Origin of the sequence: Chelatococcus daeguensis (genome assembly GCF_001887265.1) — a bacterium.
GTDB lineage: Bacteria > Pseudomonadota > Alphaproteobacteria > Rhizobiales > Beijerinckiaceae > Chelatococcus_A > Chelatococcus_A sambhunathii.
In genome coordinates, this window is the sequence record NZ_CP018095.1 from 3117424 (window position 1) to 3142837 (window position 25414).

The window sequence follows — 25414 nt, forward strand, 5'->3', positions numbered from 1 at the left end:
CGCTTCCAGCGTCATGGCCGGGCTTGTCCCGGCCATCCACGCTCTTGAAGCTGCACGACCTCGCAGGCGTGGATGCCCGCGACGAGCGCGGGCATGACGCTGTGACTCAAGACCGTCGACACGAGAGGGGTCCTGTCGGCAATCACCCTGCCCGGCCGGCCCCGTTCTGTCTCGGCTATTCCGCCGGCGTCGCACCCGCCGCAGAGCCGCCACCGGCCGGTCCGGCCTTACGCTCGCGCCGGCGGGCGCGGCGCGCGTCGCGCCAGGCGGCGAGATTGGCGATGGCCATGAGGGCGGCCGGCGTGACGATGAGCGTCAGGATCGTTGCAAAGCCGAGGCCGAAGACAATGGCCGTCGACAGGTGCACCCACCACTGCGTCGACGGCGCCCCGACAAAGACGTCGCGCGTCACGAAGTCGATGTTGACCCCGAAGGCGATCGCCGCAACACCGAGCACCGCCGTCACCGCTGTCAGCACCACCGGCCGAGCACGCTCGCGGCAGGTCTCGATGATGGCGTCATAGGCCGTCCAGCCTTCGCGCCTCAACCGGTCGTAGGTGTCGATCAGCACGATGTTGTTGTTCACGATGACGCCTGCATTGGCAATGACGCCGATGCCGGTCATCACCACGCCGAAGGCCTGGCCCATGATCATGAGGCCGACGAGCACCCCGATGGTCGACAGGATGACGGCCGTCAGCACCAGGAGGACGCTGGTGAACTTGTTGAACTGCGCGAGCAGGATGGCGAAGATCAGGAACAACGCCGCGCCGAAGGCCTTCATCAGGAAGGCGCCGGCCTTCTCGCGCTCCTCGTCCTCACCCTTCATCTTGAAGGAGATGCCGTCGCCGAAATTCTCCCTGCCGAGCGCCTCCATCACCGCCTGCTGAACCTGGGCGGTCTGCACTCCCTCGGCGACGTTGGCCGTCACCGTCACGACGCGCTGGGCATTGACGCGATTGATGAGGCCGACCTTCTGGTCCGGCGTGCGCGTGACGAAATTGCCGATCGGGACATAGCCCGAAGGCGTGTTCATCCGGAGGTCGTCGAGCTGGTCGATGCTGCGTCGGTCTTCCGGAAAGCGCACGAGGATGTCGACCGACTTGTCGGTGTTGTCGGGCCGGTATTCCGCGATCTTCACGCCGTTCGTGACAAGCTGCACGGCCGTACCGACGGAGGAGGGATTGGCGCCGTACTTGGCGGCCTCGGCCTTGTCCACGTCGAGCCGCCAGTCGATGCCCGGCAGCGGCAGCCCGTCGTCCACGTCGCGCGTGTCCGGCATGGCACGCAGCATGTCGGCCACCCGCACGGCCGTGGGGAACAGCTTCTCGGGATCGAGAGAGGTGATCTGCAGCGTGATGGGCTTGCCCGTCGGCGGACCGGCTGCGGGCTTCGTCACCTCGATGATAACGCCCGGAATGTCCGCGGTCTTCTGGCGGATCTCCTCCATGATGACGGAAGCCGGCCGCCGCTCGCGCCAATCTACGAATTCGAACTGGATGGTACCGACCGTGTCCTCGGTCACCTCGTCGGAGCCGCGCTGGCCTTCGCCGGCGCGCGCATAGACGGTCTCCAGCTCCTTCATGCCGAGCAGCGTCTCCTCCACCTGCCGCACGAGCCTGTCCTTCTCGGCGATGGAGAGATTGCCCCGCGCGCGCACCTGCACCAGAGCATAGTCCGGCTCCACCTCCGGGAAGAACTCCACGCCGTTGCCGAAGCGCCCATAGGCCTGGATGACGCCGACCAGCAGCAGCACCGCGAGCCCGAGCGTCGCGAGGGGATGTTTCAGGGCAACGCGCACGGTGCGCATGTAGAAGCCCCTTTCCGCCGCACGCTCGTCCTTGATCTCGGTGGCCCGGCCCATGATGGCGCCGAGAGTCGGGGTGAAGAACAGGGCGACCGCAAGCGACGCCGAGAGCGTGGCGATCAGCGTCAGTGGCAGGAATTTCATGAACTCCCCGACGATGCCGGGCCAGAACATCAGCGGCGAGAAGGCGGCGACGCGCGTCGCCGTGGCGGCGATCACCGGCCCGGCCATGCGCTTGGCGGCGAGCGAATAGGCCGCCTTCGCCGGCATCCCTTCGGCCATGCGCCGCTCTGCGAATTCCGAGACGATGATCGCATCGTCGACCAGCATGCCGACGGCGAGGATGAGCGAGAACAGGACGACGATATTGACCGTCAGCCCCGCGAGCTGCAGGCCGAGGATGCCGGCGAGGAACGAAGCCGGAATGGCGATGCCGATGAAGATCGACGCACGGCCGCCGAGCACAAAGAGCATGATGATGACGACGAGCAGCACGGCCGTGATGACACTGTTCTGCAGCTCGTGCAGCATCGTACGGATGTCTTTCGACTTGTCCTGCGTGAACGCCACTTCCACGGTCGACGGCCAGGTCTTCTGCAGATTCGCCATCGTCTGCTTGACGGCATCCACCGTCTCGATGAGGTTGGCGCCGGTGCGCTTGACGATCTCGAGCGTCATGGCCGGCTTGCCGTTGATGCGCGTGATCGATGTCGCATCCTTGAAAGTCGGCCGCACCTCGGCGACGTCGCCGAGCGTGACGACGGCAGATGGCGTCGCCGCCACCGGGAACTTCAGCACATCCTCCGGCCGTTCAATGAGCGAAGGCACCTTCACCGCGAAGCGCCCCGACGCGCTCTCGATGGCGCCCGCAGCAACGAGGCTATTGCCGGCGGAAAACGATTGTACCAGCGCGTCGAGCGAGATGCCGTAGCTCTTCATCAGCATCGGCTCGGCGATGATTTCAACCACTTCGTCCCGCGCGCCGCGCAGGTCGGCCGAGAGCACGCCCGGCAGTTGCTCGATCGCTGTCTCGGCCTGACGTGCGAGCTGCAGCAGTGTCCGCTCCGGCACATTGCCTCCGAGCGCCACCACGAGCACCGGAAAGAGCGAGAGATTGACCTCCTGCACCTTCGGCTCGTCCGCCTCACGCGGCAGGTCGCTCTTGGCGTCGTCTACCTTGGCACGCACGTCGGCGAGCGCCGCATTGGAATCGAAACCCGCCTCGAACTCGACCAGCACGTAGCCGCCGCCCTCGTAGGAAGCCGCCCGCATCTCCTTGACGTGCGACACCGACTTGAGCTGCGTCTCGAGCGGCCGCAGGATGAGCCGCTCCGCATCCTGCGGGCTGATGCCGCGCTGGGTGACGCTGACATAGATGATCGGGACCTTGACGTCCGGCTCCGCCTCCTTCGGGATGGACAGATAGGCTGAAAAGCCGGCGATGAGCAGGAACGCCAGCGTCGCAAGCGTCAGCCTGGCGTGGGAGATGGCATAATCGACAGGATTGGCCATGGACCCGGTCCCCGAACGTTACAGGCGGAACGGCCGCTCGCGCCGTCCGGCCATTGAAGATGCATGATGGCCCCGAAACGCCAGCCGGCGGGCCGGATACAGGCAGTCGCGCGGGCCTCAGCCCTTGCTGACCATTGCCGCTGGCGCCTCGACGGGCGCCACGCGCTGGCCTTCCTTGACGAAATCCTGCCCCTGGACAATGACGCGCTGGCCGGTCTGAAGGCCGCCGAGCCACACCTTCTCAAGCCCGTCCTCGATGATCGTGACGGGCACGAAGGCCACCTCATCGCCAGCGCCGACGACGCGCACCCCAAGCCGTCCCTCGGCCGAGAAGGTCAGCGCCGAGCGCGGCACATGCGCGGCCGGCTGGGGCGCGAGCTCCAGCACCACCTCGCAGGTCACGCCGTCGGGCAGCCGCCCATCGGCATTGGCAAGCTCGATGTCGACGCGGTAGGTCCGGGTCTGCTGACTTGCTGCCGCCGAGATGAAGCGCACGCGCCCGGTGGCCTCGACGCCGTTCACCGTCTTGACCTTCGCCGTATCGCCAACTGTGATGCCGCCGAGCTGGCGCTCGGCAATCTCGACCACGGCAAGCATGGGATCGAGGCTGATGATCTCGGCCACCTTGGCGCCGACCTGCAGCGGCTGGCCGGCCTCCACCGGCACCTCGATGACGATGCCGTCGATGGGGGCACGCACCTGGTTCTTGCTCAGCTCCGTCTCGGCCTGGGCAAGCGAGGCCTCGGCCGCACGCAGCTCTGCCTCGAGTTGCGGCTTCTGCAACGGGGCGAGATTGCCCTGCTCGATCAAAGTAAGCCGCGCCCTAAGCTCTACGCGACGCTGCTCGAGCTTGGCCTTGGCTTGCGCCACCAGAGCCTCGCGTGCCTCGTCGGAAATGACGGCGAGGACGTCGCCGGTCTTGACGCGCGCGCCGCGTCGCACGTTGAGCTGATCGATGGTGCCATCGGCGCGGGCCGTCACATTGACGCGCCGGTCCGCCTCGGTCCGGCCGGACAGGACGACGCGCCGCGCATGGTCCTCCACCGTCGCCGGCAGCACCGCGACGCGAAAGAGCGCCGACGCCTGCTTCTCGACCTGCGGTGCAAGCGCCGCGGTCTGCTCGCCGTCGCGGCCGAACACGCCCGATCCGATCCACGCGACGGCGCTGATCAGGATGACGCCGGCAAGAACTCGACTGGCCTTCATGGGGACGCCTCCGCGCCGCAACCGCCTTGTGACAGACAAATGTGTCCCTTCAACAAGGCACCAAGGATTGTGAGAACATGACGGACCTCCCGCTCGGCGTCGAAATCCGGCAGGAGAGCCCGGCGTACGAACAGCCCATCGGCAAGCGTTGCGATCAGCACCGCAATGTCACGCGCCTCGCTTTGCGTCGAGACCGAGCCATTTGCCTGCGCCGCGGCGATCAGGTCGGTCAGGCGCGTGATGAGGTCGTGCTCGAACTCCCGCGCCGTTGCGGCCACCTCGTGGTTGCGGGTGGCCTCCGCCCAGATCTCGAGGCACAGAACCGCCCTTTCGCGCGGCTCGTCCTCGAAGTGCTTGCGCCCCAGTTCACGGAAGGCGGCGATGAAATCGTCCCCCGCACCGATGACGGACAGGTCGGAGGCCATCTCCGCCCGGTCCCGCTCCGTCAGGCCCGCGACGATCGCGCCCTTTGAGCGGAAGTACCGGTAGAGATTGCCCGCACTCATGCCTGCCTCGGCGGCAACGTCCTGCATCGTCGTGCGATGAAAGCCGCTGCGGACGAAACACCGCTCGGCCGCATCGAGGATACGCGAGCGCCTGTCAGCGCTGCCCTCGCCCTCGGCCGAACGCTCCCATAGGTCGCTACCCAACACTCACCCGATGAGAATGAACATTCATTCTCCTATGAATCGGGACCGGGCCCCTGTCAAGCTGATGGACGCTTCCGGGATGGTAGCGGCGGCACGTTGTCCGCTCCGAAATGGAAAAAGCGCCCTCTGAGGGGCGCTTTCCCGTGTGCGGTCCGGGTCACGGCGGTCACGCAGCGCGGCGCTCGTGCCGGCCCTCGCGGATCTCCTCCGCGAGCTTGCCGCAGAAGGCGTCGAGGTCGCCGGGATTGCGGCTGGTGACGAGGCCCTGGTCCGTGACCACTTCGCTGTCCTCCCACTTGCCGCCGGCATTGATCACGTCGGTCTTGATGGACTTGTAGGATGTGACGCGACGATCGCGGATGACGCCGGCCTCGATCAGCAGCCACGGCGCATGGCAGATGGCACCGATCACCTTCTTGTCGGTCCAGAAGCTCCTGATGAAGGCGAGCGCCTTCGTTTCGACGCGCAGCAGGTCGGGGTTGATCTGCCCGCCGGGCAGCACCAGCGCGTCGTAGTCCTGCGGCCGGACCTCCTCGCGGGTCTTGTCGACCGGCACCGGGCGGCCCCAGTCGCTCTTGTCCCACCCCTTGATCTCGCCAGCCTTAAGCGAAACCACGTGAACCTCGGCACCCGCCTGGCGCAGCTTGTCGCGCGGCACCTCGAGCTCCGACTGCTCGAAGCCGTTCGTTGCGAGAATTGCGACGCGCTTGCCGGAAATATCCTGCATCTGTCTTCTCCCTTTCGTTGTCGGGGACAGTCTTCGAACGAAGCGCGGCCACCTTCGTTCCGCGGCGAAGGGCGAGATGCGCCGCAGGAACCCGCGCGACGATGTCGCAGCCTGCCGCGGCGACACCCACTGGCCGGCGGGGCGCGAGGCGCTAACGTATCGGCCCCGCGATTTTTCGACTGAAGGGCGACCCGATGAGCGACAGCCGCACCGTTCTCCTGTTCTCCTACGGCACCCTGCAGCAGGAGAACGTGCAGCTCGCCTCCTTCGGCCGGCTGCTCGACGGCAGCGACGATGCCATGCCGGGATACCGGCAATCCTTCGTCGAGATCACCGATCCGGAGGTCGTCCGCACCAGCGGCAGCCGCTTCCACCCCATCGTCGCGCCCACCGGTGACCCGGCCGACCGAGTCCCCGGCAAGGTCTTCGCCATCACCGAGGCCGAGCTGGCGGCCGCCGACGCCTACGAGGTGGCGGACTACCGGCGCATCCTCGTGCGCCTCGCCTCCGGCCGCGAGGCCTGGGTCTACGTCAAGGCCTGACCTGCCGGCCTCAGCCGAGGCCGGGCGCCGCCGCGCGCCGCATGGCAAGGATCTGGCGCAGGACGACCGGGCTCGCGAGGGCGACGCCGGCGAGCGAGCTCGTCAGCCCCGGCGCCACGGTGGGCAGCGCCGCGATGCCGATGAGCCACCGCTCCCAGCCGGCGAGCGGGGCAAGGCCATAGCCGGCGAAGGCCGCTGAGAGCAGCGTGATGCCGATGAGGCAGCCCGCCGTCGTCGTCAGGAAGTCCGGCCAGTTGAAGCCCTGTGTAACGATGAGCATAGCCGGGCCATAGACAAAGACGAAGGGCACCAGCACCTTGCCGAGTGCGAGCCGAAAGGCCGTGTTGCCCGTGCGGAACGGGTCGGCGCCCGCCATGCTGGCGCCAGCATAGGCCGCAAGGGCAACGGGCGGCGTCACATCCGCCAGTACCCCGTAGTAGAAGACGAAGAAGTGGGCCACCACGGGTTCGATGCCGAAGAGCGCGAGCGTCGGTGCCGCCACCGTCACCATGATGATGTAGTTGGCCGTCGTCGGCACGCCGCAGCCGAGCAGGATGCAGACGATGGCGGTCAGCACGAGGGTGAAGAAGAGCGTGAGCCCCTTGTCGCTCAGGAGTTCGCCTGGTACGACCGAGAGTACCCCTTGGCCTATCTGCGCCGCAAGGCTCGTGACGATGTAAGAGATCTTGAAGCCGACACCCGTCAGCGTGACGATGCCGATGATGATGCCGACGGTCGCGGCAGCGGCTCCCACCGATATGGCATATTTGGCGCCCACCACGAAGCCGTCGGCGACGTCGATGACGAGCGCCTTGTGCCGATCGTCGCGCAGCCAGCCAGCGACGCCGAGTCCGATGGCGAAGAGCACCATCGGCACCGAGAACCAGAGCTGCGTGACGACGCCGAAGGCCACCGCCATCGCGAGCGCCACGAAATAGCCGACGGTGATCGCCGGCACGCGCGCGAGGCCGACGATCATGCAGGCGGTGATGCCCCAGAACGCGGCGAGATAGGGTGTATAGCCCGAGAAGAGGATCGTGAGCAGCGCGGCGAGCGGCATCAGCGTCTGCCAACCCTCCCGCAGCACCTTGAGCGGATTCGGCAGTTCGGCCGCGGTCAGGCCGCGCAGGCCGGCCTTCTTCGCCTCGAAATGTACCTGCGCGAAGACGCCGTAGAAATGCATGAAGGCAGGCACGGCGGCGGCGAGGATGACGCTGGTATAGGCGATGCCGAGGAACTCGACCATGAGGAAGGCCGCAGCCCCCATGATCGGCGGCGTGATCTGCCCGCCGGTCGACGCAGTCGATTCCACCGCCGCCGCGAAGTGGCGCGGATAGCCGAGCCGGATCATGGCCGGAATGGTGAGCGAGCCCACCGTCACCGTGTTGGCGATAGACGAGCCGGAGATCATGCCGAAGAGCGCCGATCCGAAGATCGAGATCTTCGCCGGCCCGCCGGCAAAGCGCCCGGCGACGCAGGAGGCGAGATCGATGAACAGCTTGCCGAGGCCGATGCGCGTCGCCAGCACCCCGAACAGGACGTAGTGGAAGACATAGGTCGCCACGACGCCGAGCGGGATGCCGTAGATGCCTTGGCTCGTCAGGTAGAGGTGGTTGACGATGTTGGACCAGGAGGCACCCGGATGCTGGAAGATGCCCGGCATGGAGGGGCCGAAATAGGCATAGACCATGAGGCCCGTCGCGATGATCGGCAGGGGCCAGCCAACGCCACGCCGGGTCGCCTCGATCAGCGTGACGATCATCAGCGTGCCCATGAGGACGTCGGTCGGCGTCGGGTTGCCGACTCGGAAGGCGAGTTCGCTGAAGATCCACGGCACGTAGAGGCTGGCAGCGACGGCGGCGACGGCCAGGATCCAGTCGAGAAGCGGGATGCCGCCGGGACGCCACCAGCGCGAGGGCGCGAGCCTGTCCTGGTCGACCTTGCGGGCGGCAAAGACGAGAAAGATGAGGCCGACGACGAAGGCCATGTGGATGCCGCGATGCGTCGTCTCGCGCAGGAGGCCGAAGCCGGCCGTGTAGTAATGGAATGACGACAGCGCGAAGAGCAGCCCCGCGACCAGCCACGCCACGCCCGGCTGGAGCGGGCGGAAGCGCATCTCCGGATCGAACTTCTCCTCGAGCGACCGGCTCTCGGTCACCGTGTGAAGATTTGCATTGGTCATTGTCAGGGACACGGCAATGGGCAGTCGGCAGTCGTCGGGGCTGTCTGCCCCAAAAGGCTTGGCAGCAGGCAATCGCGCCTCGGCGGCCGGGATCCCGACTGCCGACGGCCGATTGCCTACTGCCTCTCCAGGCTCTTACTTCAAGAGGCCGGCTTCCTTGTAGAACTTCTCGGCGCCCGGATGGACCGGGATGCCCGCGCCGGCGAGCGCCGTCTCCTTGCGGATGAGCTTGCCCTTCGCGTGGCCGGCGTCGAGCGCCTGGCGGGTCTTGTCACTCCACAGCGCCTTGACGATCTCGTAGACGACATCATCCGGCACCTTCGAGGAGGTCACCCACTGGGCGCCGACGGCGAGCGTCTTGACAGCACCGACGCCCTTGTAGGTGTCGGCCGGAATCTCGTCGGCCGCGAAGAACTTGTATTCGTTCATGATCTTGGCCGCGCCTTCGCCGTCGATCGGCACGATGTCGATGCCGGTGGAACTGGTCGCCGCGAGTTCCGCGATGGCGCTCGTCGGATAGCCGCCGACGAAGAAAAAAGCGTCCATGCCGCCGTCGCGCATCTTCTCGGCTGCCTGGTTCGGCTTCAGGTAGTCCGCCGCCACGTCCTTCTCGGTCAGGCCCCAGCCGCCGAGGATGATCTTGGCATCGACAAGGGTGCCCGAGCCCGGCTCGTCAAGCGACACGCGCTTGCCCTTGAGGTCGGCGACCGACTTGATGTTGGCGGCCTTGGAGACGACGAGGTGGATGCTCTCCGGATAGAGGTTGGCAATGAGCCGCAGCACGTCGACCTTGCCCTTGCCCTCGAACAGGCCCGTGCCCGTATAGGCCCAGTAGGCGACGTCCGCCTGGCTGAAGCCGGATTCGATGGCGCCGGAGGCGATGCCGTTGACATTGGCGACGGAGCCGTTGGCCGCCTGCGCCGTCACGATGAGATTGGGCGGATTGGAGACCGCGTTGGCGATGAGGCCGCCAACGGGATAGTAGGTGCCCGCCGTGCCGCCCGTGCCGATGCGGAAGAAGGCCGGCCCCTGCGCGAAGGCTGCGCGCCCCATGAGCGCAGCCGCGCCGAGCCCCAGACCGAGCCGCGCGACATCGCGGCGCGAGAACAGTTTCTGCATGATCGATTGCCTCCCGAGATGCGGGCACACGCCCGCGGCCGCCGATGACGGCGCTTTCACGAGCTTAGATCAGGAAGCTGCGGATTTGAAAGCTGCCCCGCGACGTGCTCCACGATCCTATTCGCCGCCCGGGCGCACCTTGCCGTTGACAGCAGGCTTGATGATGCCGCGAATAACGCCATGGATGCACGTCCGCCGACCATCGCGGAACACGCGCTCGACCCCTCTTTGCCCGCCGACGAGGCCTTGCGACAGCTCGCGCGTGCCCTCCTCGCCGACATGTCCCGCGCGCTCGACACATTCGACACGATGCCGGCGCCGGCCGCCCATGAGACGCGGAAAGGCATCAAGGCACTGAGAGCGCTTTTGCGCCTCGCCGACCCGGCATGCGGGCAACTCGGCGATATCGACACGCAGCTGCGCGACAGCGCAGCACTGCTCGCGGGCGCACGTGAGGCGCGCGTCCTTGCCGGAACCCTCGGCGACCTGGTACCCCGCGCCAGAGGCACGGCCGCTGCCCTGCTGGCCCGACTGTGCCGGTGGGCCGACGAATATGCCACCATCGCCGAAGCCGAGGCCCTCGGCCACCGGCGCGCGGCACAGGTGGCCGAGATCTTGCTCCGACTGGCCGCGGGCGTCGACAATTGGCCGCTGCCGGACGCGTGGCCGCACCTCATCAAGGGCGCGAAGCGCACCGGGCGCCGCGCGCGGCAGCGCCTCGCGAAGGGCCTCGCCAGCGGCGACGCGGAGGAACTGCATGCCGCGCGGCGCTGGGTCGTGCGCCATCGCTACCATCTCGGTTTTCTCGCGGCCGCGGGCCGGCTCACCGAGACGCGGCGCAAGCGCATGCAGGACCTGCGCGATCTCCTCGGTCGCCACCACGACCTCCATGACGCCCGCCAGACCATCGCGCGCGCCGGCCTCGTCGATGGGGCGGAATTCGCCGCCATCGACTCCCTCGTCTGCAGCGAGCAGCGGCGGCTGGAGAAGAAGATCGCCCGTGCCGCGGACAGGCTGTTCGACGGCGACAGCCGACGCCTCGCCAGGGCCTTGAAGGCCACCTTCGGCAAAAAGGCCGGCTGAGCGCGCTCAGCCGGCGCGTGCCGCGGGAGCCGGCTGCTCCAGGACCGCCTGCCATTCGGGATCGGCGCTGAAATCGGCGCCGTTCTCGACGGAGAGCATCTGGGCAAGGCGCGTGCGCGCCCGGTTGATGCGGCTCTTGATGGTACCGAGCGCGCAGCCGCAGATCTCCGCCGCTTCCTCGTAGGACATGCCCGCGGCCCCTACGAGCACGAGCGCCTCGCGTTGGTCGGCAGGCAGGGTCATCAGGGCAGTACGGAAGTCACACATGTTCATGTGGTCGAGCTGCGAGGGCGGCATGGCCTGTGCTGCGGCGGCACGGCCGTCGACATCCTCGACCTCGCGGCTGCGCTTGCGATATTCTGAATAGAAGGCGTTGCGCAGGATCGTATAGAGCCAGGCGACCATGTTGGTACCCTCAGTGAAGGAACCCAAATTGGCCCAGGCACGGATGAGCGCTTCCTGAACGAGATCATCTGCACGATCCGGATTGCCGGCGAGCGACATAGCGAAAGCTCGCAGGCTCGGGATGGCCTTCAGCAGATCCTGCTTGGTCTTCTCAGTCGGCTGCATCGGCTGCCCCCTGCTGACGATCGAGCTCTTCGAGGAGTTGACGGAAGCGATCCGGCACCGGCTCGTCGAGAACATCGTCGTACATGGCTCTGAGGCACCGCGTCAGGTGCTCCGGCAGCGGCGCAGCCAGTTGCACGGCCGGGAACGGCGCAATAGCTGCACCGTTCTTTTCGCCGACCATGAGGGATCCGCCATCCGTCTCGCGCATCCGAACGGCTGGCCCGCCGCCGACGGCAGCATCACGGCGTCGGTTGCGGCCGTCTCCGGCTCTTCCGTCGCTCGTCATGGACATAACAAGGTCTCCATAAACGCTGTCACGATCATCATACAGTCCTGTGCTTCTCCATCCACCAACGTGGCTCCGGACGAGAAGTTCCGACCGATCGGCGACGATGTGCGGACGGAACCATCGCTGCTGCATGGACGTTCTTTCCAGGCAAAGCCGGCACGGCAATGCGACCTTTCAGAATTCCTTGCAATGGAGATGGAGATGAACTGGGATCAGATCGAAGGTAACTGGAAAAAGTTCAAAGGCATGGCTCAGCAGCAGTGGGGCAAGCTCACCGATGACGACCTCGACGTCATCGAGGGCAAGCGGACGGAACTCGTCGGCCGCCTCCAGGAGCGCTACGGTTATGCCAAGGAACAGGCCGAGCGCGAGGTCGAGACCTGGCTGAACCGGCACTGAGACGCCGTCGCGCATGTCAAAAGCGAGGAGGAGAGGATGGCCACCAAGACCGATGACGGGTCCGCCGAGGCGAGTGAGTTGCGACGGGAGATCGATGCCCTCAAAGGCGACATCGGCCGTCTGACCGAGGCGATCTCCAATCTCCTTCAGCGCGAACTTGATGAAACCGGCGAGCGCGTGCGCACGGCAGCCGGCGAGACGATGGACCGCTTCACGGCGACGGCCGAGGACCTCGCCCGGGCCACGCGCGATGCGGCCGCCGACGCCGAGCGACGGGTGCGGTCCGTCGGCTCTGAGATCGAGCGCAGCATCGAGCGCAATCCGCTCACGGCGGTGCTGATCGCCGGCGGCATCGGTCTCATCCTCGGCATGATGAGCCGGCGGTGATGGGTGGGGTGCTCTCGCTCGTCACCGGCGCGGTCCGCCAGCAGGTGCAGAAGGGTGCGGCACGCATCGTGCGCGGCATCGTTCTGGGCCTGCTGGCCGCCATCTCACTCGGCATCGGACTCGTCTTCGCCGCGATCGCCGCACATCGGTGGCTTGAACAGCTCTATGGGCCCATCGCCGCTCCGCTGATCATCGCCGGGGCCTTCGTTCTCGCGGCCACGATCCTTCTCCTGGTGATGCGTGCCGGCCGCGCTCGGCCGCGCGCTATCGCAGCCGGAACGGCCGCGACGACGGGCTTGCCGCGGCACGAGGCGCTCGAAGCCTCCGCCCTGGCGGCGGGGCGCGAACTCGCCCGATCACTCGACGGCAAGCAGCTGATACTCATCGCGCTGATCGCTGGCTTCGTCTCTGGGCGCCTGCTGGAACCTCCCGGACGATCGGCTCAGAAGAAATAGCCGTTAGGAAGGCCCCCTGCCGCGCCCCTCAGCGGAGGCGCGGCAGCGGCACGATCAGCTCGCCGCTGCGACCGGCCCTGCCTGATGCGAGCGCCGCTCGAAGAACAGCGCCTGACTGATGACCGCCTTCACGGCATCGGGGCTGAAAGGCTTTGTGACGAGGAAGGTCGGCTCGGGCCGCGCGCCGGTCAGCAGTCGCTCCGGATAGGCCGTGATGAAGATCACCGGCATTTCGGCCTCGGCCAGGATGTCGTTGACCGCATCGAGGCCGGACGAACCGTCGGCAAGCTGGATATCGGCGAGCACCAGGCCCGGCCGATGCCGCTTCACGGCTTCGAGGGCCTCGCTATGCGTCCGCGCCACGTCGATGACCCGATGGCCGAGGCTTTCGACCAGCGTCTCGAGATCCATGGCGATGATGGGCTCATCCTCAATGATGAGAATGTCGGTCGCAAGCTGTTCCGAGAGTTCCTTGCCAGCCTCGGCGAGAAGCGCAGCCGCCTCGTCCTCACTGCAATTGAGGGCCTGGGCTACATGCGCAGTCGGGAACCCCTCCACCGCCGCGAGGAGAAAGGCGACCCGCGGGCGCGGAGTCAACTGCTCAAGGCGCGTGAAGCCTTCATCCTGCGCCTCCGTACCGGTGGCGGCAGGCGCCTTGTCAGGCTGGGCAGACTGCCAAACGGTGAGGAAAACGCGATAGAGCGCGACACGCAGGTCGATCTGCCGGTCGAGCGCCGCCGGATCGGCCAGAATCGCCTCCAATGTCGCGACGGCATAGGCATCGCCTCCGCTCTGGCTGCCCGCGAGCACACGCGCGAAACGGCGCAGGTAGGGTAGATGGGGAGCAATCGCTTGAGCGAGGGACATGAACAACCTCTGTTTCGTTGTCGTCGTCTGCACACCGCCATCGCGGTGGGGGCCGCCCCGCCACTGGCGCGGCGACAGCACCATCATGACCAAACGGAGTCCATTCAAAAAAGTTCCGTTGGGTCAGGAACAATTTAAAACTCCGCCCATTATCGATGGAGAGGCGGAAGTCGCAGACGGAACACGAGCAGGCATATGGGCGAAGACAAGGCCGCAAGCGGTGGGCGCTCCCAACGGCAGCAGGAACCGGCGTCGAGCGCGCCTCCAATTGGGGGCAGGGCCCCCCGCAGTCGTCCGGCCCTCGACAAGGATGTCCAGGTTCAGATCGGCCAGCAGTTGCGTGCCGTCTACGACGATGTCTTGAGGCAGGAGGTGCCTGATCGCTTCATGAAGCTGCTGGCGGAACTCGACGCCAGAACGGGCGCCCCCCTCCCACGTGCGGACGAACCGGACGAGGGCGAGGAAAAGCAATGAGGATCGATCGATTTGCTGGCGGTTTCCCTGATGATGGAAGCGTGTTGGCATGAACGGTCGCCGTCCGTGCCCTTAGGATCGCGCATGCGCCCAGTGCACCGGTCGCGCTCCATGGGTCAGTGGACCGGCGAGCCATGACGATCCTTCGCAATGCCGGCACCGGCAGTCCCAACGAGGACCGCAAGGTCCAGGCGATAGAAGGCGTCAACAGTCTCAGCCGCAGCCTGCGCGGCCGCCTCGTGGCGGCACTCGCGCTCGTGCTTCTTCCGGCCGCGCTGATCGCTCTCGGCTGGACGGTGGCACAGAACCGCCAGCTGCGGCAGGAGCGGATCGATGCCGCCACCCAGGCCAACGCCTATGTCGCAGCACAGATTGACGAGGTGCTGCGGGAGGCACAGCTTGCAGCGGCAGAGCTCGAATCGCAGCTCGCAAAGACCGGCGCTGCAGCCGACAGTTGCAGCGCCGCCGCCGCCCCGGTCCTCGGCTCCTACCCGGAGCTGACGGCGGTTGCCGTCTTTACTGGTGACACATTGCGCTGCGCCTACGGCTTCGATCGTGATGCCCTCGTTGCCCGCGCCAGCACGACGACCCGGGAGCGACTGTCCACCCAACTCGCGCAAGGGCTCACCGCCGTTCTCGACAGCCCGGTCAGCGGCGGCCCGGTGCTGCTGGCAAGTGCAATCACCGCCAGAAGCAACCGCGATACGGTCGCGATCTTCTCCGTGTCGCACGTCATCTTCGAGATTGCTCTGCGGTCGGCGCGGGTGTCACAGGAGCACGGCTCGATCGTCCTTTCACCGTCGGACCGCCTCGTCGCCGAGTACCGGACCGAGAATATCCCGGCCGATTGGCTACCGCGTGGGGGGATCTCCGCCCAGCAGTTCGGCAGCGGATCGCATGCCTTCATGGACGAGAGTCGCGGCGGCGATGGCTATCGCTATTTCGCAACCCGCTCGTCGCGGACGGGAGTGACGGTCCTCACCGGGTATCCGTCGGCAGCCTTCTTCAGCAACGAGCAGCGCCAGCTGTGGGGCGCCATCATGCCGCCCGTCATCATGCTGTTGGGCGCGACGATAGGCATCGTCTTCGCCGTCGACCGGCTGGTGTTGCGCTGGCTGCACTACCTCAAGCGCCTGACGCGGGTCTACGGCAGCGGCCGCTTCTCCGTCCGGGCCGTGCGGCTCGTGCACGCGCCGAGCGAGCTCGCCGAGCTCGGCGAGGCCTTCGACAACATGGCCGAGAACATCGCCCAGCATGCCGAGGCGCTGGAGACGGTAGCCGAGGAGAAGTCGCAGCTGTTGCGCGAGCTTCATCACCGGGTCAAGAACAACTTCCAGGTCATCGTCAGCCTGCTCAGCCTGCACAAGCAGGCGCTGCCCGCGGAGCGGCGCGACGACATCCGGTTCATCGAGGATCACGTGCAGGCCATGGCCGTCGCCTATCGCGTCTGCTACGCGCTCGGTGACATCACCGACGCCCCGCTCACCGAGCTGCTGGAGGACGTGGTGGACGGCCTGCGCCGCTCCGCGGCGCTGCCTGCCGAGCAGGTGAGAATCGAGGTTGCCGCCCGCGACGTCACGGTTGATCTCGACCGTGCCATCGGCATCGGCCTCTATCTCGCAGCACTGCTGCCGGCCTATCTGGACGAGGCGCAGCGCGCCCGCAGGGCCGTCGAACTCACGGCGGTGCGTCGGGAGAGCGGGCTCGTGCTGAGCTGCCGCTTCGCCGACGACGAGGCGGTCGGCTCGCTCAATCCGCTGCGCGAGCGCCTGACACGCGCTTATGTGCGCCAACTCGCCGCGCGGCCCCTCGACACCACCTGCGCCAGCGAGCGCAGCATCGAACTCGCCATGCCAGCGCCGGGGCCGGCCCCCGCTTGATCAGCCCTCGCCAAGCCGCCGCGACCAGTCCTCCACGATCCCGCGCTCCAGCCGCCGCACCGCCAGTGCCTTCCACGAGGCCGGCAGATGCGGCAGACGGGCGAGTTCCGCCAGAGCCTCGCGGTCGAGCATGTCGACATAGAGGACGTGGAGCACGCGCGACACCGGCCATTGCGGCTGCGGCCGCTCGAGGAGGACCATCCGGTCGCCCGACGCGACCATCCCCGGCTCCAGCACCCGGTAGTACCACCCGGTGCGGCCGCTCTCCTGCACGCGCCGCGCCATGTCCTTGCGGCCGAAGCGGTGGTTCAGCTTCCAGCAGGGTTGCCGCGCCTGCGAGACCTGGACGAGCGCCGTGCCGGCCCGGAAGATGTCATCGATGCATACATGCGCTTCGGCGAGTCCCCGCGTGCGGAAGTTCTCGCCGAAGGCCGCCCGGTCGGGCAGGAACGACGACATATCGATGCCCTCTTTCGCCCAGGCTTCATAGTGTTCGGCCGGATAATGGTGCACCGCCTTGTCCGGCCCGCCGTGGTTCTTGCGGTCGCCTTGCTCGTCGCCGGTGAGCCCTTCCGCGAGGATCTCGACCGGCGCCTCGAGGCGCCGCTTGTCGATGGCGCTCAGAATGCCCTCGCGCGCATAGGGTACCGCCTTGCCGGCAAAGACAGCTTCAATCGTAACCATGGGCCCGGTGTCTCCTCGTTGGTCGACGTTCTAGCGGCACGCCGGCGAGGCCGGCATGCGCCACGGCGTCGCCGCCTGACCCGGGCGCTATTCGTCGCCGAACAACTCGGCGCAGCGCGAGAAGGAGAAGCCAGCCCCATCCGTATCCCGGTTGATGCGCACCGAGGTGATGACGCCCTGTGCATCGGTCGCGATCTGCGCTTCGCAGAATAGGTCGACGCGCCGCGCCGGCTCGACGATGACGGCAGTCGGCATCATGGCACCGAAGGATGTCGACGTGGTCTTTGTGCGCGTGACGGTGGTGCCCGGCGCCGGATTGGACACGGTTGTAACCGTGCGCTCGGAACGGTTGAGCGGCTGCGAAGGCCCTTGCGTCTGCACTCGCGCCGGCTGCACGTAGCTCGTCTCGCCGCCGCGCCAGGTGTAGATGGCCCCGCCGCCGTCAAGCTCGTAGCGCGACAGCGGCGGGCCGTTTTCCACGAAGAAGGCATCAGCGGTCTGGCCGATCCACTTGCCTCGCAGTGCCTTGCTGGCCTCTTCCGTCGTCTTGCATCCGGCGACCACGACGCTTGCCGCGAGCGTCAGCGCGATTGCTGCCCACTTCATCCCCGCCCCCCGAGTTCTGGCATCAGCCGGCGTCGTTCTTGCCGCCCCGCCACGGAAAGGGCAATAGGACTGGAATATGACAAGCGCGCGTGAATGGAGGCTGCGCCCCTCCTCACAGACGCCAGTGCAGGACGTCCTTCGGCAGGCGCCCCGGCTTGATCGCCGAGCGCACGTCGATCACGACAGCGCCCGGCGCCAGCATCGAGGCGATGCGGGCGCCCTCATCCGCGACATAGGCGCCGTGCGGGACGGCGAGCACCACCGCGTCGAGCGCGTCGAGGGCCCCCCAGTCGGCGAGGGCGACGCCATAGGCGCGCTCGGCCTCGCGCGCTTCCGCCAGGGCATCGTGCACCAGCGGGCGGATGCCGTATTCGCCGAGTTCGGCGATGATGTCCGGCACGCGGCTGTTGCGCAGGTCCGGCACGTTCTCCTTGAAGGTGAGGCCGAGGATGGCGACGCGCGCCGTGTGCAGGTCGCGCCCGCGCGCCAGAAGCAGCTTCACCAGCTTCTCGCCGATGAAATGCCCCATCGCATCGTTGATGCGCCGCCCGGCGAGGATCATCTGCGGGTGGTAGCCGAGCGCCTCGGCCTTGGCGGTGAGGTAGTAGGGATCGACCCCGATGCAATGGCCGCCGACGAGGCCCGGCGAGAAGCGCTGGAAGTTCCATTTCGTCGCGGCCGCGTCGAGCACGTCGCTCGTGGCGATGCCCACCCGGTCGAAGATAAGGGCAAGCTCGTTCATCAGCGCGATATTGAGATCGCGCTGGGTGTTCTCGATGACCTTTGCCGCCTCCGCCACCTTGATGGACGGCGCCTCGTGGATGCCGGCCCGCACCACCGCGCCATACACGGCCGCGACCGTCGCCCGCGTCGCCGGATCCGAGCCGGAGACGACCTTGGTAATCGTGGCGAACCGATGGGCGTGGTCGCCGGGGTTGATGCGCTCCGGCGAATAGCCGACCGTGAAGTCGCGACCGAAGATAAGGCCGCTCTCGGCCTCCAGCACCGGCACGCAGTCCTCCTCCGTCGCGCCGGGATAGACGGTCGATTCGTAAACGACGATGTCGCCCCGCTTCAGCACGCGCCCCACAGTGCGCGAGGCGGCGAGGAGCGGTCCGAGGTCGGGCAGGCGCTGGCGGGTGATCGGCGTCGGCACAGTGACGATGTGGAAGTCTGCCTCGCGCAACGCCTGGGCATCGCCCGTCAGGTGGAGCAACGGCGCCGCCAGTTCCTGCGGCTCGACCTCGCCCGTCCGGTCGATGCCATCCTTCAGTTCCGCGATCCGGCCCGCGTCGATGTCGAAGGCGATGACGCGATAGCCGCCCGCGGCGAAGGCGCAGGCCACCGGCAGGCCGACATAGCCGAGACCGACGACCGAAATGACCCGGTCCGGCCTGTCAGACACCATAATACTCCCGGTACCAGTCGACGAAGCGGCCGACACCGGTCTCGACCGAGGTCGAGGGCGCATAGCCGGTGTCGCGCGCGAGGGCGCTCGTGTCGGCGAAGGTGGCAGCCACGTCGCCGGGCTGCATCGGCAGCATATTGCAGACGGCCCTGCGTCCGAGCTTGGCCTCGAGGACGCGGACGAAGTCCATCAGCGGCACGGGGCTGCCGCGGCCGATATTGTAGATGCGGAAGGGGGCAACGCCGCTCGTGCCGGGATCGGGGTGTTCCGACGCCGGGTTCCAGGCGGAATCGGGCCGCGCCGGCCGGTCGAACACGCGCACCACGCCCTCAACAATGTCGTCGACAAAAGTGAAGTCGCGGCGCATGTCGCCGTTGTTATAGACGTCGATGGCCTCACCCGAGAGGATGGCGCGCGTGAACTTGAACAGCGCCATGTCCGGCCGCCCCCAAGGGCCGTAGACCGTGAAGAAGCGCAGCCCGGTGCATGCCAGCCCGTAGAGATGCGCATAGGAATGCGCCATCACCTCGTTGGCGCGTTTGGTGGCGGCATAGAGGCTCATCGGATGGCCGACGCCGTGCCGCTCCGAGAATGGCAGGGCGGCGTTGGCGCCATAGACGGAACTCGTCGAGGCATAGACCAGGTGCTCGATGCGCCCCTGCCGCGAGCATTCGAGGATGTTGAGAAAGCCGAGGAGATTGCTGCCGGCATAGGCATGCGGGTTCTCGACCGAATAGCGCACCCCCGCCTGCGCCGCGAGGTGAATGACCCCGCGTGGCCGATGGCGGGCAAAGACCGCCTCGAGCCCCGACCGATCGGCGACATCAACCCGCACCTCGGCGAAACCGGCGCGGCTGGCGAGCCGCGCGAGGCGCGCCTCTTTCAGGGCCGGGTCGTAGTAGTCGTTCACGATGTCGAGGCCGACCACGGATTCGCCGCGCGCCAGAAGCGCCTCGGCCGTGTGGTATCCGATGAAGCCGGCAGCGCCGGTGACGAGAATGGTCATGTGCCTGGCCCGTCCAGCTCGTCCGCCGCCGCAGCGGCGGACAGCGCTTCATAACCGCTGGCGCCGCCTTTGCACAGCCTCGCGGACATACCCCTCAAGGACTGCCTCCCGCATGGGCACCTGTGCCCTTTCTCCACCCGGGATTGCCCATCGCGCGCTCTTGACGCCCGTCCCTCGTCATGCCCTCGTATGGCGCAAAATGGGGGAACAATCCATGTCCATGACCCGAACGCCCATCCACACGCCCATGATCGCCGTGAAAAATCTCTTCGCTCGCGGCTTCACCCGCCGTGGCCTTCTGAGCGCCACCGCGGCTGTCCTCATTGCCTCCACGAGCCCTGTCGTCCTCGCAGCGACCCCGAAGGATACGCTCGTCCTCGCCTGGGCGATCGACGACATCATCACGCTCGACCCCGCCGAATCCTTCGAGATCAGCGCCGGCGAGATCATGGGCAACACTTATGACCGGCTGGTGCGCTTCGATGTGGCCGATCCCTCCAAGCTCTACGGCGACGTCGCCGAAAGCTGGACGGTCTCGGAAGACGGCAAGACCTATACCTTCAAGCTGAAGCCCGGCCTCAGATTCGCCTCCGGCAACCCGCTGACGGCAGACGACGTCGCCTTCTCGCTGCGGCGCGCAGTCAAGCTTGACCTGTCGCCGGCCTTCATCCTCACCCAGTTTGGCCTGACGAAGGACAATGTCGCGGAAAAAGTGAAGAAGATCGACGACCTCACCGTCGTGATCGAGACCGACAAGGCCTATGCGCCAACCTTCGTCCTCAATTGTCTCACCGCCAACGTCGCCGCCATCGTCGACAAGAAGCTCGTGCTCGAGCACGAGAAGGACGGCGACCTCGGCTACGCCTGGCTCAAGACGAACTATGCCGGCTCCGGCCCGATGAAGATCCGCGACTGGCGCGCCAACGAGATCCTGGCGCTCGAGCGCAACGACAACTACTACGGCGAGAAGGCCAAGCTGCCGCGCGTCATCTATCGCCACGTGAAGGAAAGCGCGACCCAGCGTCTCCTGCTGGAGAAGGGCGACGTGGACATCGCCCGCAACCTGAGCCCGGAAGATCTGGCGGCGGTGGAGAAGAACGCCGACATCGCCATCACCAACCGGCCCAAGGGCACGATCTACTACTTCAGCCTCAACCAGAAGAACCCGACCCTCGCCAAGCCCGAGGTGCGCGAGGCGATGAAGTGGCTGGTCGATTACGACGCCATAGGCGCGACGCTGATCAAGGGCATCGGCACCATCCATCAGACCTTCCTGCCCATGGGTCTGCTCGGCGCCATCGACGAGAAGCCCTACAAGCTCGACATCGCCAAGGCCAAGGAATTGCTGGAGAAGGCGGGACTGAAGGACGGCTTCTCCGTCACCATGGACGTACGTCAGACGCAGCCGGTCGCCGGCATTGCCGAGGCCGTCCAACGTACCTTTGCCCAGGCCGGCATCAAACTCGAGATCATCCCCGGCGACGGCAAGCAGACGCTGACCAAGTACCGCGCCCGCAATCACGACATCTACATCGGCCAGTGGGGCGCCGACTACTGGGACCCCCACACCAACGCAGACACCTTCGCGCGCAACCCGGACAATTCCGACAATGCGGCCTCCAAGCCGCTTGCCTGGCGCAACGCCTGGGATATTCCGGAACTGACCAAGAAGGCTGATGCCGCCGTGCTCGAGCGTGACCCGGCCAAGCGCGTGGCGATGTACACCGAGTTGCAGCGCGACCTGCTGAAGACGAGCCCCTTCGTCATCATCTACCAGATGGTCGAGACCGCGGGCGTGCGGAAGAATGTCGAAGGTTTCGTCCTCGGCTCCACCTCCGATTCGACCTACGTCTTCAGGGTTTCCAAGAACTGAGGCCCGCATGGCACTCGCGGGTTCCGCCGGAGCGGGCGGGCGCAGACGCGCCCGCCTGCGTTCCACGGCCATGGCCGTCGCGCGCTTTCTCGTCGTCGTCGCGCTGACCTATCTCGGCCTCCTCGCCGTCACCTTCTTCATCGGCCGCGTCATTCCCGTCGATCCGGTGCTCGCCATCGTCGGCGACCGGGCGCCCTCGCACGTCGTCGAGCGCGTGCGCGAGGAACTCGGCCTCAACCTGCCGCTCTACCAGCAGTTCGTCATCTATGTCGGCAAGGCGCTGACGGGCGATTTCGGCATCTCGGTGCTGACGTCGAACCCGGTGATGACCGACATCCGCCGCGTCTTCCCCGCGACGCTGGAACTCGCTACGCTCGGCACGCTCATCGGCGCCCTTCTCGGCGTGCCGCTCGGCGTCCTTGCAGCGGTACGGCGCGGCAGCTTCCTCGACCAGATTGTGCGCGTCATCGGTCTCGTCGGCTATTCGGTGCCGATCTTCTGGCTGGGTCTGATGGCGCTGCTCGTCTTCTACGCCCGCCTCGGCTGGGTGGAGGGGCCGGGCCGCATCGACGTGGTCTACGAATACACCGTGACGCCCGTCACCGGCATCTTGCTGCTCGACACGGCCATGCAGGGCGAGTGGGAGGCATTCCGCAACGTCTTCGGCCATCTCATCCTGCCGGCGTCGCTGCTCGGCTATTTCTCGATGGCCTATATCAGCCGCATGACGCGCTCCTTCATGCTGACGGAGCTCGGGCAGGAATATGTCGTGGCGGCAAGGGCGAAGGGTCTGTCGGAGCGAACGGTCATCTGGCGCCACGCGCTGCGCAATGCGCTGGTGCCGCTCGTCACGGTCATCGCTTTGTCCTACGCCAACCTGCTCGAAGGCTCGGTGCTGACGGAGACGGTGTTCTCCTGGCCGGGCCTCGGCCTCTACATCACCGATTCGCTGCAGAACGCGGACATGAACGCCGTCCTCGGCGGCACCATCGTCGTCGGCTCCGTCTTCATCGGCCTCAACCTGTTGTCCGACCTGCTCTACCGCGTCCTCGACCCCAGAACCCGAGCCCGATAGCGGACCCGCGCAAGATGACCAACGATGCTCAAACCTGGCGCGCATGGCTGACGAGCGAGCGACCGGCCTCGCGCCGACAGGCCCGCCTCGGCCGTGCCTATGCCGCCTGGTCTCGCTTTGCCGACAACCGGCTCGCCATGGCGGGCCTCTTCATCATCCTGGCCCTCCTCCTCGTCGCCGTCTTCGCCGACATGATCGCGCCCTATTCGGCCGTGACCGACGGTGACCTGCGCACCGCCCGCCTGCTGCCGCCGAGCGCTATGCACTGGTTCGGCACCGACGACCAGGGGCGCGACATCTTCGCCCGCGTGGTGCACGGCTCGCGCATCACCCTCTTCGTCGTCATCCTGGTTGCGGTCATAGCCGCGCCGGTCGGCCTCCTCATCGGCACCATCGCGGGCTATGCGGGCGGCTGGGTCGATGCCGTGCTGATGCGCATCACCGACATCTTTCTCGCCTTCCCACGCCTCGTGCTGGCGCTCGCCTTCGTCGCGGCGCTGGGGCCCGGAATCGTCAATGCCGTGATCGCCATCGCCATCACCTCGTGGCCGCCCTATGCCCGCATCGCCCGCGCCGAGACGCTGACGCTGCGCCATGCGGACTACATCAATGCGGTGCGGCTGATAGGGGCCTCGCCCGCGCGCATCATTGCCCGTCACATTATGCCGCTGTGCGTATCGTCCGTGATTGTGCGCGTGACGCTCGACATGGCCGGCATCATCCTGACGGCGGCCGGCCTCGGTTTCCTCGGCCTCGGCGCCCAGCCGCCCTCGCCCGAATGGGGCGCCATGATCGCCTCGGGACGCCGCTTCGTGCTCGACCAATGGTGGGTCGCCGCAGCCCCCGGCGTCGCGATCTTTGTCGTCAGTCTCGGCTTCAACCTGCTGGGCGATGGCCTGCGCGACGCGCTCGACCCCAAGGCGGCCGGCCAATGAGCGCGCTCCTCCATGTCGAAAACCTGCGAGTCAGCTTTCCCACGCGCTCGGGCATGGTGGAGGCCGTGCGCGGTGTCTCCTTCACCCTCGGACGCGAGCGCCTCGGCATCGTCGGCGAATCGGGCTCGGGCAAATCGCAGACCGGCCGCGCCATCCTTGGCCTCACCCCGCCGCATGCACACGTCACCGCCGGCCGCCTCGTCTTCGACGGCATCGACTTGCTCGCGGCAAGCGAGAAGGAACGCCGGGCGCTGCGCGGCAAGCGCATCGCCATGGTGCTGCAGGATCCCAAGTTCTCGCTCAACCCGGTGATGCGCATCGGCGAGCAAATCATGGAAACCCTCGCCGCCCACGGCCGCGGCTCGGGCGCCGAGGCGCGCCGGCGCACGCTCGCCATGCTGGAGGCGGTGCAGATCCGGGACCCTGAGCGCGTCTTCAACCTCTATCCGCACGAGGTCTCGGGCGGCATGGGCCAGCGCGCCATGATCGCCATGATGCTCGTTGCTGAGCCGGACATGCTCATCGCCGACGAGCCGACCTCGGCCCTCGACGTGACCGTGCAACTGCAGGTGCTCTCGATCCTCGACAGGCTCGTGGCCGAGCGCGGCATGGGCCTGATCTTCGTCTCGCACGATCTCAGGCTCGTCTCCTCCTTCTGCGACCGGGTGCTCGTCATGTATGCCGGCCGCGTGGTGGAGGAAATCGCGGCTGACAGGCTGCACCAATCGCAGCATCCCTATACCCAGGGGCTGCTGAACTGCCTGCCGAAGCTCGGGCAGAGCCACCATCCCCTGCCAGTGCTCGACCGCAAGCCGGAGTGGGCGGCATGACGGACGCACTCGCGATCAAGGGCCTTGCAGTCGTATTCGACGATTTTCGCGCCGTCGATGGCGTCAGCTTCTCGGTGCGGGAGGGCGAATCCTTCGGCCTCGTCGGGGAATCGGGCTCGGGCAAATCGACGGTTCTCCGGGCCGTTGCCGGCCTCGCACCGATCGCCGATGGCACCATCTCCATCGGCGGCGAGACGATCAGTCACGCGCGCAGCAAGAGCTTCTACCGCCGGGTGCAGATGGTCTTCCAGGACCCCTACGGCTCGCTGCATCCGCGCCACACCATCGACCGGGCGCTCGCTGAGCCGCTTGCCGTGCACGGCATCGGCGATGCCGAGCGGCGCATCCTGAAGGCCCTCGACGAGGTGGGGCTTGGCAAGGGCTTCCGCTTCCGCTATCCGCACCAGCTGTCGGGCGGCCAGCGCCAGCGGGTCGCCATCGCCCGCGCCCTGATCCTCGAGCCGTCGATCCTGCTGCTCGATGAGCCGACCTCGGCTCTCGACGCCTCGGTGCAGGCCGAGGTGCTCAACCTCCTTGAGGACATCCGCCGCGAGCGCGGGCTCACCTATGTTCTCGTCAGCCACGATCTCGCCGTCGTCACGCACATGTGCGAGCGCCTGCTGGTCATGCAGCACGGCCGGCCGGTGGAGCTCCTCACCTCCGCCGACCTCGCCGCCCGGCGCATCGAAACGGCCTATACGCGCGAGCTGATGGTGGCGAGCGAGGGCTTCCGGCGCGAGGCTTAAGGCTGGACCGGCAGCCACTGCTCCGTGCCCCGCTCGCTCCCTTGCAAACAAGAAAATCCGCCGCGCCCGTCGCGCGGCGGATGTTCGTTGAACCCTCGCAGG

The 25414-nt window shown here is 67.0% G+C and carries 25 protein-coding genes; 12 read left to right on the plus strand and 13 right to left on the minus strand.

Annotation, left to right across the window (positions count from 1 at the left end):
- Positions 1–175 precede the first annotated feature (175 nt).
- The 4 genes from BOQ54_RS14820 to BOQ54_RS14835 all read right to left on the minus strand — a co-directional run bounded on the left by BOQ54_RS14820 (position 176) and on the right by BOQ54_RS14835 (position 5902).
- Positions 176–3319, minus strand: a complete 3144-nt coding sequence (locus tag BOQ54_RS14820; RefSeq protein WP_071924179.1) for an efflux RND transporter permease subunit — start codon at positions 3317–3319, stop codon at positions 176–178.
- Positions 3320–3436: 117 nt separating this feature from the next.
- Positions 3437–4525, minus strand: coding sequence for an efflux RND transporter periplasmic adaptor subunit (locus BOQ54_RS14825; RefSeq protein ID WP_055457803.1), 1089 nt, complete (start codon positions 4523–4525; stop codon positions 3437–3439).
- Entirely contained in the window at positions 4522–5178 is a 657-nt protein-coding gene (locus tag BOQ54_RS14830) for a TetR/AcrR family transcriptional regulator (protein ID WP_432431512.1), read from the minus strand. The genes BOQ54_RS14825 and BOQ54_RS14830 overlap by 4 nt, the downstream gene beginning before the upstream one ends.
- Before the next feature lie 163 nt (positions 5179–5341).
- Entirely contained in the window at positions 5342–5902 is a 561-nt protein-coding gene (locus tag BOQ54_RS14835) for a type 1 glutamine amidotransferase domain-containing protein (protein ID WP_071924180.1), read from the minus strand.
- A 194-nt stretch (positions 5903–6096) separates the two neighbouring features.
- On the opposite strand from BOQ54_RS14835, the gene BOQ54_RS14840 reads away from it, so the two are divergent.
- Positions 6097–6444, plus strand: a complete 348-nt coding sequence (locus BOQ54_RS14840; RefSeq protein WP_071924181.1) for a gamma-glutamylcyclotransferase family protein — start codon at positions 6097–6099, stop codon at positions 6442–6444.
- A 10-nt stretch (positions 6445–6454) separates the two neighbouring features.
- Here BOQ54_RS14840 and BOQ54_RS14845 read toward each other — a convergent pair whose 3' ends face one another.
- Together BOQ54_RS14845 and BOQ54_RS14850 are read right to left on the minus strand one after the other, a co-directional pair.
- Positions 6455–8626, minus strand: a complete 2172-nt coding sequence (locus BOQ54_RS14845) for a TRAP transporter permease (RefSeq protein WP_055457807.1) — start codon at positions 8624–8626, stop codon at positions 6455–6457.
- Positions 8627–8761: 135 nt separating this feature from the next.
- On the minus strand, positions 8762–9745 hold the full coding sequence (locus BOQ54_RS14850; protein ID WP_055457808.1) for a TAXI family TRAP transporter solute-binding subunit: 984 nt from the start codon (positions 9743–9745) through the stop codon (positions 8762–8764).
- Positions 9746–9925: 180 nt separating this feature from the next.
- Here BOQ54_RS14850 and BOQ54_RS14855 point away from each other — a divergent pair, with 180 nt between their 5' ends.
- Positions 9926–10828, plus strand: coding sequence for a CHAD domain-containing protein (locus BOQ54_RS14855; RefSeq protein WP_071924182.1), 903 nt, complete (start codon positions 9926–9928; stop codon positions 10826–10828).
- A gap of 6 nt (positions 10829–10834) precedes the next feature.
- Here BOQ54_RS14855 and BOQ54_RS14860 read toward each other — a convergent pair whose 3' ends face one another.
- Both BOQ54_RS14860 and BOQ54_RS20410 read right to left on the minus strand, forming a co-directional pair.
- Complete coding sequence (locus BOQ54_RS14860) at positions 10835–11398, minus strand: sigma-70 family RNA polymerase sigma factor (protein WP_055457810.1); 564 nt, start codon at positions 11396–11398, stop codon at positions 10835–10837.
- On the minus strand, positions 11385–11819 hold the full coding sequence (locus BOQ54_RS20410) for a NepR family anti-sigma factor (protein ID WP_348602917.1): 435 nt from the start codon (positions 11817–11819) through the stop codon (positions 11385–11387). Before BOQ54_RS20410 ends, BOQ54_RS14860 begins: the two co-directional genes overlap by 14 nt.
- Positions 11820–11888: 69 nt before the next feature.
- On the opposite strand from BOQ54_RS20410, the gene BOQ54_RS14865 reads away from it, so the two are divergent.
- The 3 genes from BOQ54_RS14865 to BOQ54_RS14875 are packed head-to-tail and all read left to right on the plus strand — an operon-like array spanning position 11889 to position 12928.
- Positions 11889–12086 (plus strand): CsbD family protein, encoded by a 198-nt coding sequence (locus tag BOQ54_RS14865; protein WP_055457938.1) that lies wholly within the window; start codon positions 11889–11891, stop codon positions 12084–12086.
- A gap of 36 nt (positions 12087–12122) precedes the next feature.
- Positions 12123–12473, plus strand: coding sequence for a DUF883 family protein (locus BOQ54_RS14870; RefSeq protein ID WP_071924183.1), 351 nt, complete (start codon positions 12123–12125; stop codon positions 12471–12473).
- Complete coding sequence (locus BOQ54_RS14875; protein ID WP_055457812.1) at positions 12473–12928, plus strand: hypothetical protein; 456 nt, start codon at positions 12473–12475, stop codon at positions 12926–12928. The genes BOQ54_RS14870 and BOQ54_RS14875 overlap by 1 nt, the downstream gene beginning before the upstream one ends.
- Positions 12929–12982: 54 nt before the next feature.
- Here the strand turns inward: BOQ54_RS14875 and BOQ54_RS14880 are convergent, their stop codons facing one another.
- Positions 12983–13795: a response regulator gene (locus BOQ54_RS14880; protein ID WP_055457939.1), complete on the minus strand. Its 813-nt coding sequence runs from the start codon at positions 13793–13795 to the stop codon at positions 12983–12985.
- A 195-nt stretch (positions 13796–13990) separates the two neighbouring features.
- On the opposite strand from BOQ54_RS14880, the gene BOQ54_RS14885 reads away from it, so the two are divergent.
- Positions 13991–14269, plus strand: a complete 279-nt coding sequence (locus BOQ54_RS14885) for a NepR family anti-sigma factor (RefSeq protein WP_169790078.1) — start codon at positions 13991–13993, stop codon at positions 14267–14269.
- Positions 14270–14403: 134 nt separating this feature from the next.
- Positions 14404–16149: a histidine kinase dimerization/phosphoacceptor domain -containing protein gene (locus tag BOQ54_RS14890; protein ID WP_071924184.1), complete on the plus strand. Its 1746-nt coding sequence runs from the start codon at positions 14404–14406 to the stop codon at positions 16147–16149.
- Here the strand turns inward: BOQ54_RS14890 and BOQ54_RS14895 are convergent, their stop codons facing one another.
- The 4 genes from BOQ54_RS14895 to BOQ54_RS14910 form a co-directional block, all read right to left on the minus strand.
- Positions 16150–16833, minus strand: coding sequence for an MOSC domain-containing protein (locus tag BOQ54_RS14895; protein WP_055457814.1), 684 nt, complete (start codon positions 16831–16833; stop codon positions 16150–16152).
- A gap of 87 nt (positions 16834–16920) precedes the next feature.
- Positions 16921–17439 carry a hypothetical protein gene (locus BOQ54_RS14900; RefSeq protein WP_071924185.1) on the minus strand — a complete coding sequence of 173 codons (519 nt, stop codon included), beginning with the start codon at positions 17437–17439 and terminating at the stop codon, positions 16921–16923.
- A gap of 112 nt (positions 17440–17551) precedes the next feature.
- The gene (locus BOQ54_RS14905; RefSeq protein WP_055457816.1) at positions 17552–18847 is read right to left on the minus strand and encodes a nucleotide sugar dehydrogenase; all 1296 of its coding nucleotides are present in this window, start codon (positions 18845–18847) and stop codon (positions 17552–17554) included.
- Positions 18837–19853 carry an NAD-dependent epimerase gene (locus BOQ54_RS14910; RefSeq protein WP_071924186.1) on the minus strand — a complete coding sequence of 339 codons (1017 nt, stop codon included), beginning with the start codon at positions 19851–19853 and terminating at the stop codon, positions 18837–18839. The genes BOQ54_RS14905 and BOQ54_RS14910 overlap by 11 nt, the downstream gene beginning before the upstream one ends.
- A 247-nt stretch (positions 19854–20100) precedes the next feature.
- On the opposite strand from BOQ54_RS14910, the gene BOQ54_RS14915 reads away from it, so the two are divergent.
- From BOQ54_RS14915 to BOQ54_RS14935, 5 genes are read left to right on the plus strand one after another with little or no spacing between them, the layout of a single operon-like run.
- A complete protein-coding gene (locus tag BOQ54_RS14915) occupies positions 20101–21726 on the plus strand; it encodes an ABC transporter substrate-binding protein (protein ID WP_071924531.1) in 1626 nt (541 codons plus the stop codon).
- Between the two features lie 7 nt (positions 21727–21733).
- Positions 21734–22801, plus strand: coding sequence for an ABC transporter permease (locus tag BOQ54_RS14920; RefSeq protein WP_055457818.1), 1068 nt, complete (start codon positions 21734–21736; stop codon positions 22799–22801).
- Between the two features lie 14 nt (positions 22802–22815).
- Entirely contained in the window at positions 22816–23736 is a 921-nt protein-coding gene (gene nikC, locus BOQ54_RS14925) for a nickel transporter permease (protein ID WP_055457819.1), read from the plus strand.
- Positions 23733–24566 (plus strand): ABC transporter ATP-binding protein, encoded by an 834-nt coding sequence (locus BOQ54_RS14930; protein WP_055457820.1) that lies wholly within the window; start codon positions 23733–23735, stop codon positions 24564–24566. Before nikC ends, BOQ54_RS14930 begins: the two co-directional genes overlap by 4 nt.
- Positions 24563–25312: an ABC transporter ATP-binding protein gene (locus BOQ54_RS14935; protein ID WP_063187209.1), complete on the plus strand. Its 750-nt coding sequence runs from the start codon at positions 24563–24565 to the stop codon at positions 25310–25312. The genes BOQ54_RS14930 and BOQ54_RS14935 overlap by 4 nt, the downstream gene beginning before the upstream one ends.
- Positions 25313–25414 lie beyond the last annotated feature (102 nt).

Bases quoted from the DNA above. Each gene is read 5' to 3' on its own strand.
- BOQ54_RS14820 (WP_071924179.1), bottom strand. From the start codon at position 3,319: ATGGCCAATCCTGTCGATTATGCCATCTCCCACGCCAGGCTGACGCTT.
- BOQ54_RS14825 (WP_055457803.1), bottom strand. From the start codon at position 4,525: ATGAAGGCCAGTCGAGTTCTTGCCGGCGTCATCCTGATCAGCGCCGTC.
- BOQ54_RS14835 (WP_071924180.1), bottom strand. From the start codon at position 5,902: ATGCAGGATATTTCCGGCAAGCGCGTCGCAATTCTCGCAACGAACGGC.
- BOQ54_RS14840 (WP_071924181.1), top strand. From the start codon at position 6,097: ATGAGCGACAGCCGCACCGTTCTCCTGTTCTCCTACGGCACCCTGCAG.
- BOQ54_RS14845 (WP_055457807.1), bottom strand. From the start codon at position 8,626: ATGACCAATGCAAATCTTCACACGGTGACCGAGAGCCGGTCGCTCGAG.
- BOQ54_RS14850 (WP_055457808.1), bottom strand. From the start codon at position 9,745: ATGCAGAAACTGTTCTCGCGCCGCGATGTCGCGCGGCTCGGTCTGGGG.
- BOQ54_RS14855 (WP_071924182.1), top strand. From the start codon at position 9,926: ATGGATGCACGTCCGCCGACCATCGCGGAACACGCGCTCGACCCCTCT.
- BOQ54_RS14860 (WP_055457810.1), bottom strand. From the start codon at position 11,398: ATGCAGCCGACTGAGAAGACCAAGCAGGATCTGCTGAAGGCCATCCCG.
- BOQ54_RS20410 (WP_348602917.1), bottom strand. From the start codon at position 11,819: ATGCAGCAGCGATGGTTCCGTCCGCACATCGTCGCCGATCGGTCGGAA.
- BOQ54_RS14865 (WP_055457938.1), top strand. From the start codon at position 11,889: ATGAACTGGGATCAGATCGAAGGTAACTGGAAAAAGTTCAAAGGCATG.
- BOQ54_RS14870 (WP_071924183.1), top strand. From the start codon at position 12,123: ATGGCCACCAAGACCGATGACGGGTCCGCCGAGGCGAGTGAGTTGCGA.
- BOQ54_RS14875 (WP_055457812.1), top strand. From the start codon at position 12,473: ATGGGTGGGGTGCTCTCGCTCGTCACCGGCGCGGTCCGCCAGCAGGTG.
- BOQ54_RS14880 (WP_055457939.1), bottom strand. From the start codon at position 13,795: ATGTCCCTCGCTCAAGCGATTGCTCCCCATCTACCCTACCTGCGCCGT.
- BOQ54_RS14885 (WP_169790078.1), top strand. From the start codon at position 13,991: ATGGGCGAAGACAAGGCCGCAAGCGGTGGGCGCTCCCAACGGCAGCAG.
- BOQ54_RS14890 (WP_071924184.1), top strand. From the start codon at position 14,404: ATGACGATCCTTCGCAATGCCGGCACCGGCAGTCCCAACGAGGACCGC.
- BOQ54_RS14895 (WP_055457814.1), bottom strand. From the start codon at position 16,833: ATGGTTACGATTGAAGCTGTCTTTGCCGGCAAGGCGGTACCCTATGCG.
- BOQ54_RS14900 (WP_071924185.1), bottom strand. From the start codon at position 17,439: ATGAAGTGGGCAGCAATCGCGCTGACGCTCGCGGCAAGCGTCGTGGTC.
- BOQ54_RS14905 (WP_055457816.1), bottom strand. From the start codon at position 18,847: ATGGTGTCTGACAGGCCGGACCGGGTCATTTCGGTCGTCGGTCTCGGC.
- BOQ54_RS14910 (WP_071924186.1), bottom strand. From the start codon at position 19,853: ATGACCATTCTCGTCACCGGCGCTGCCGGCTTCATCGGATACCACACG.
- BOQ54_RS14915 (WP_071924531.1), top strand. From the start codon at position 20,101: ATGATCGCCGTGAAAAATCTCTTCGCTCGCGGCTTCACCCGCCGTGGC.
- BOQ54_RS14920 (WP_055457818.1), top strand. From the start codon at position 21,734: ATGGCACTCGCGGGTTCCGCCGGAGCGGGCGGGCGCAGACGCGCCCGC.
- nikC (WP_055457819.1), top strand. From the start codon at position 22,816: ATGACCAACGATGCTCAAACCTGGCGCGCATGGCTGACGAGCGAGCGA.
- BOQ54_RS14930 (WP_055457820.1), top strand. From the start codon at position 23,733: ATGAGCGCGCTCCTCCATGTCGAAAACCTGCGAGTCAGCTTTCCCACG.
- BOQ54_RS14935 (WP_063187209.1), top strand. From the start codon at position 24,563: ATGACGGACGCACTCGCGATCAAGGGCCTTGCAGTCGTATTCGACGAT.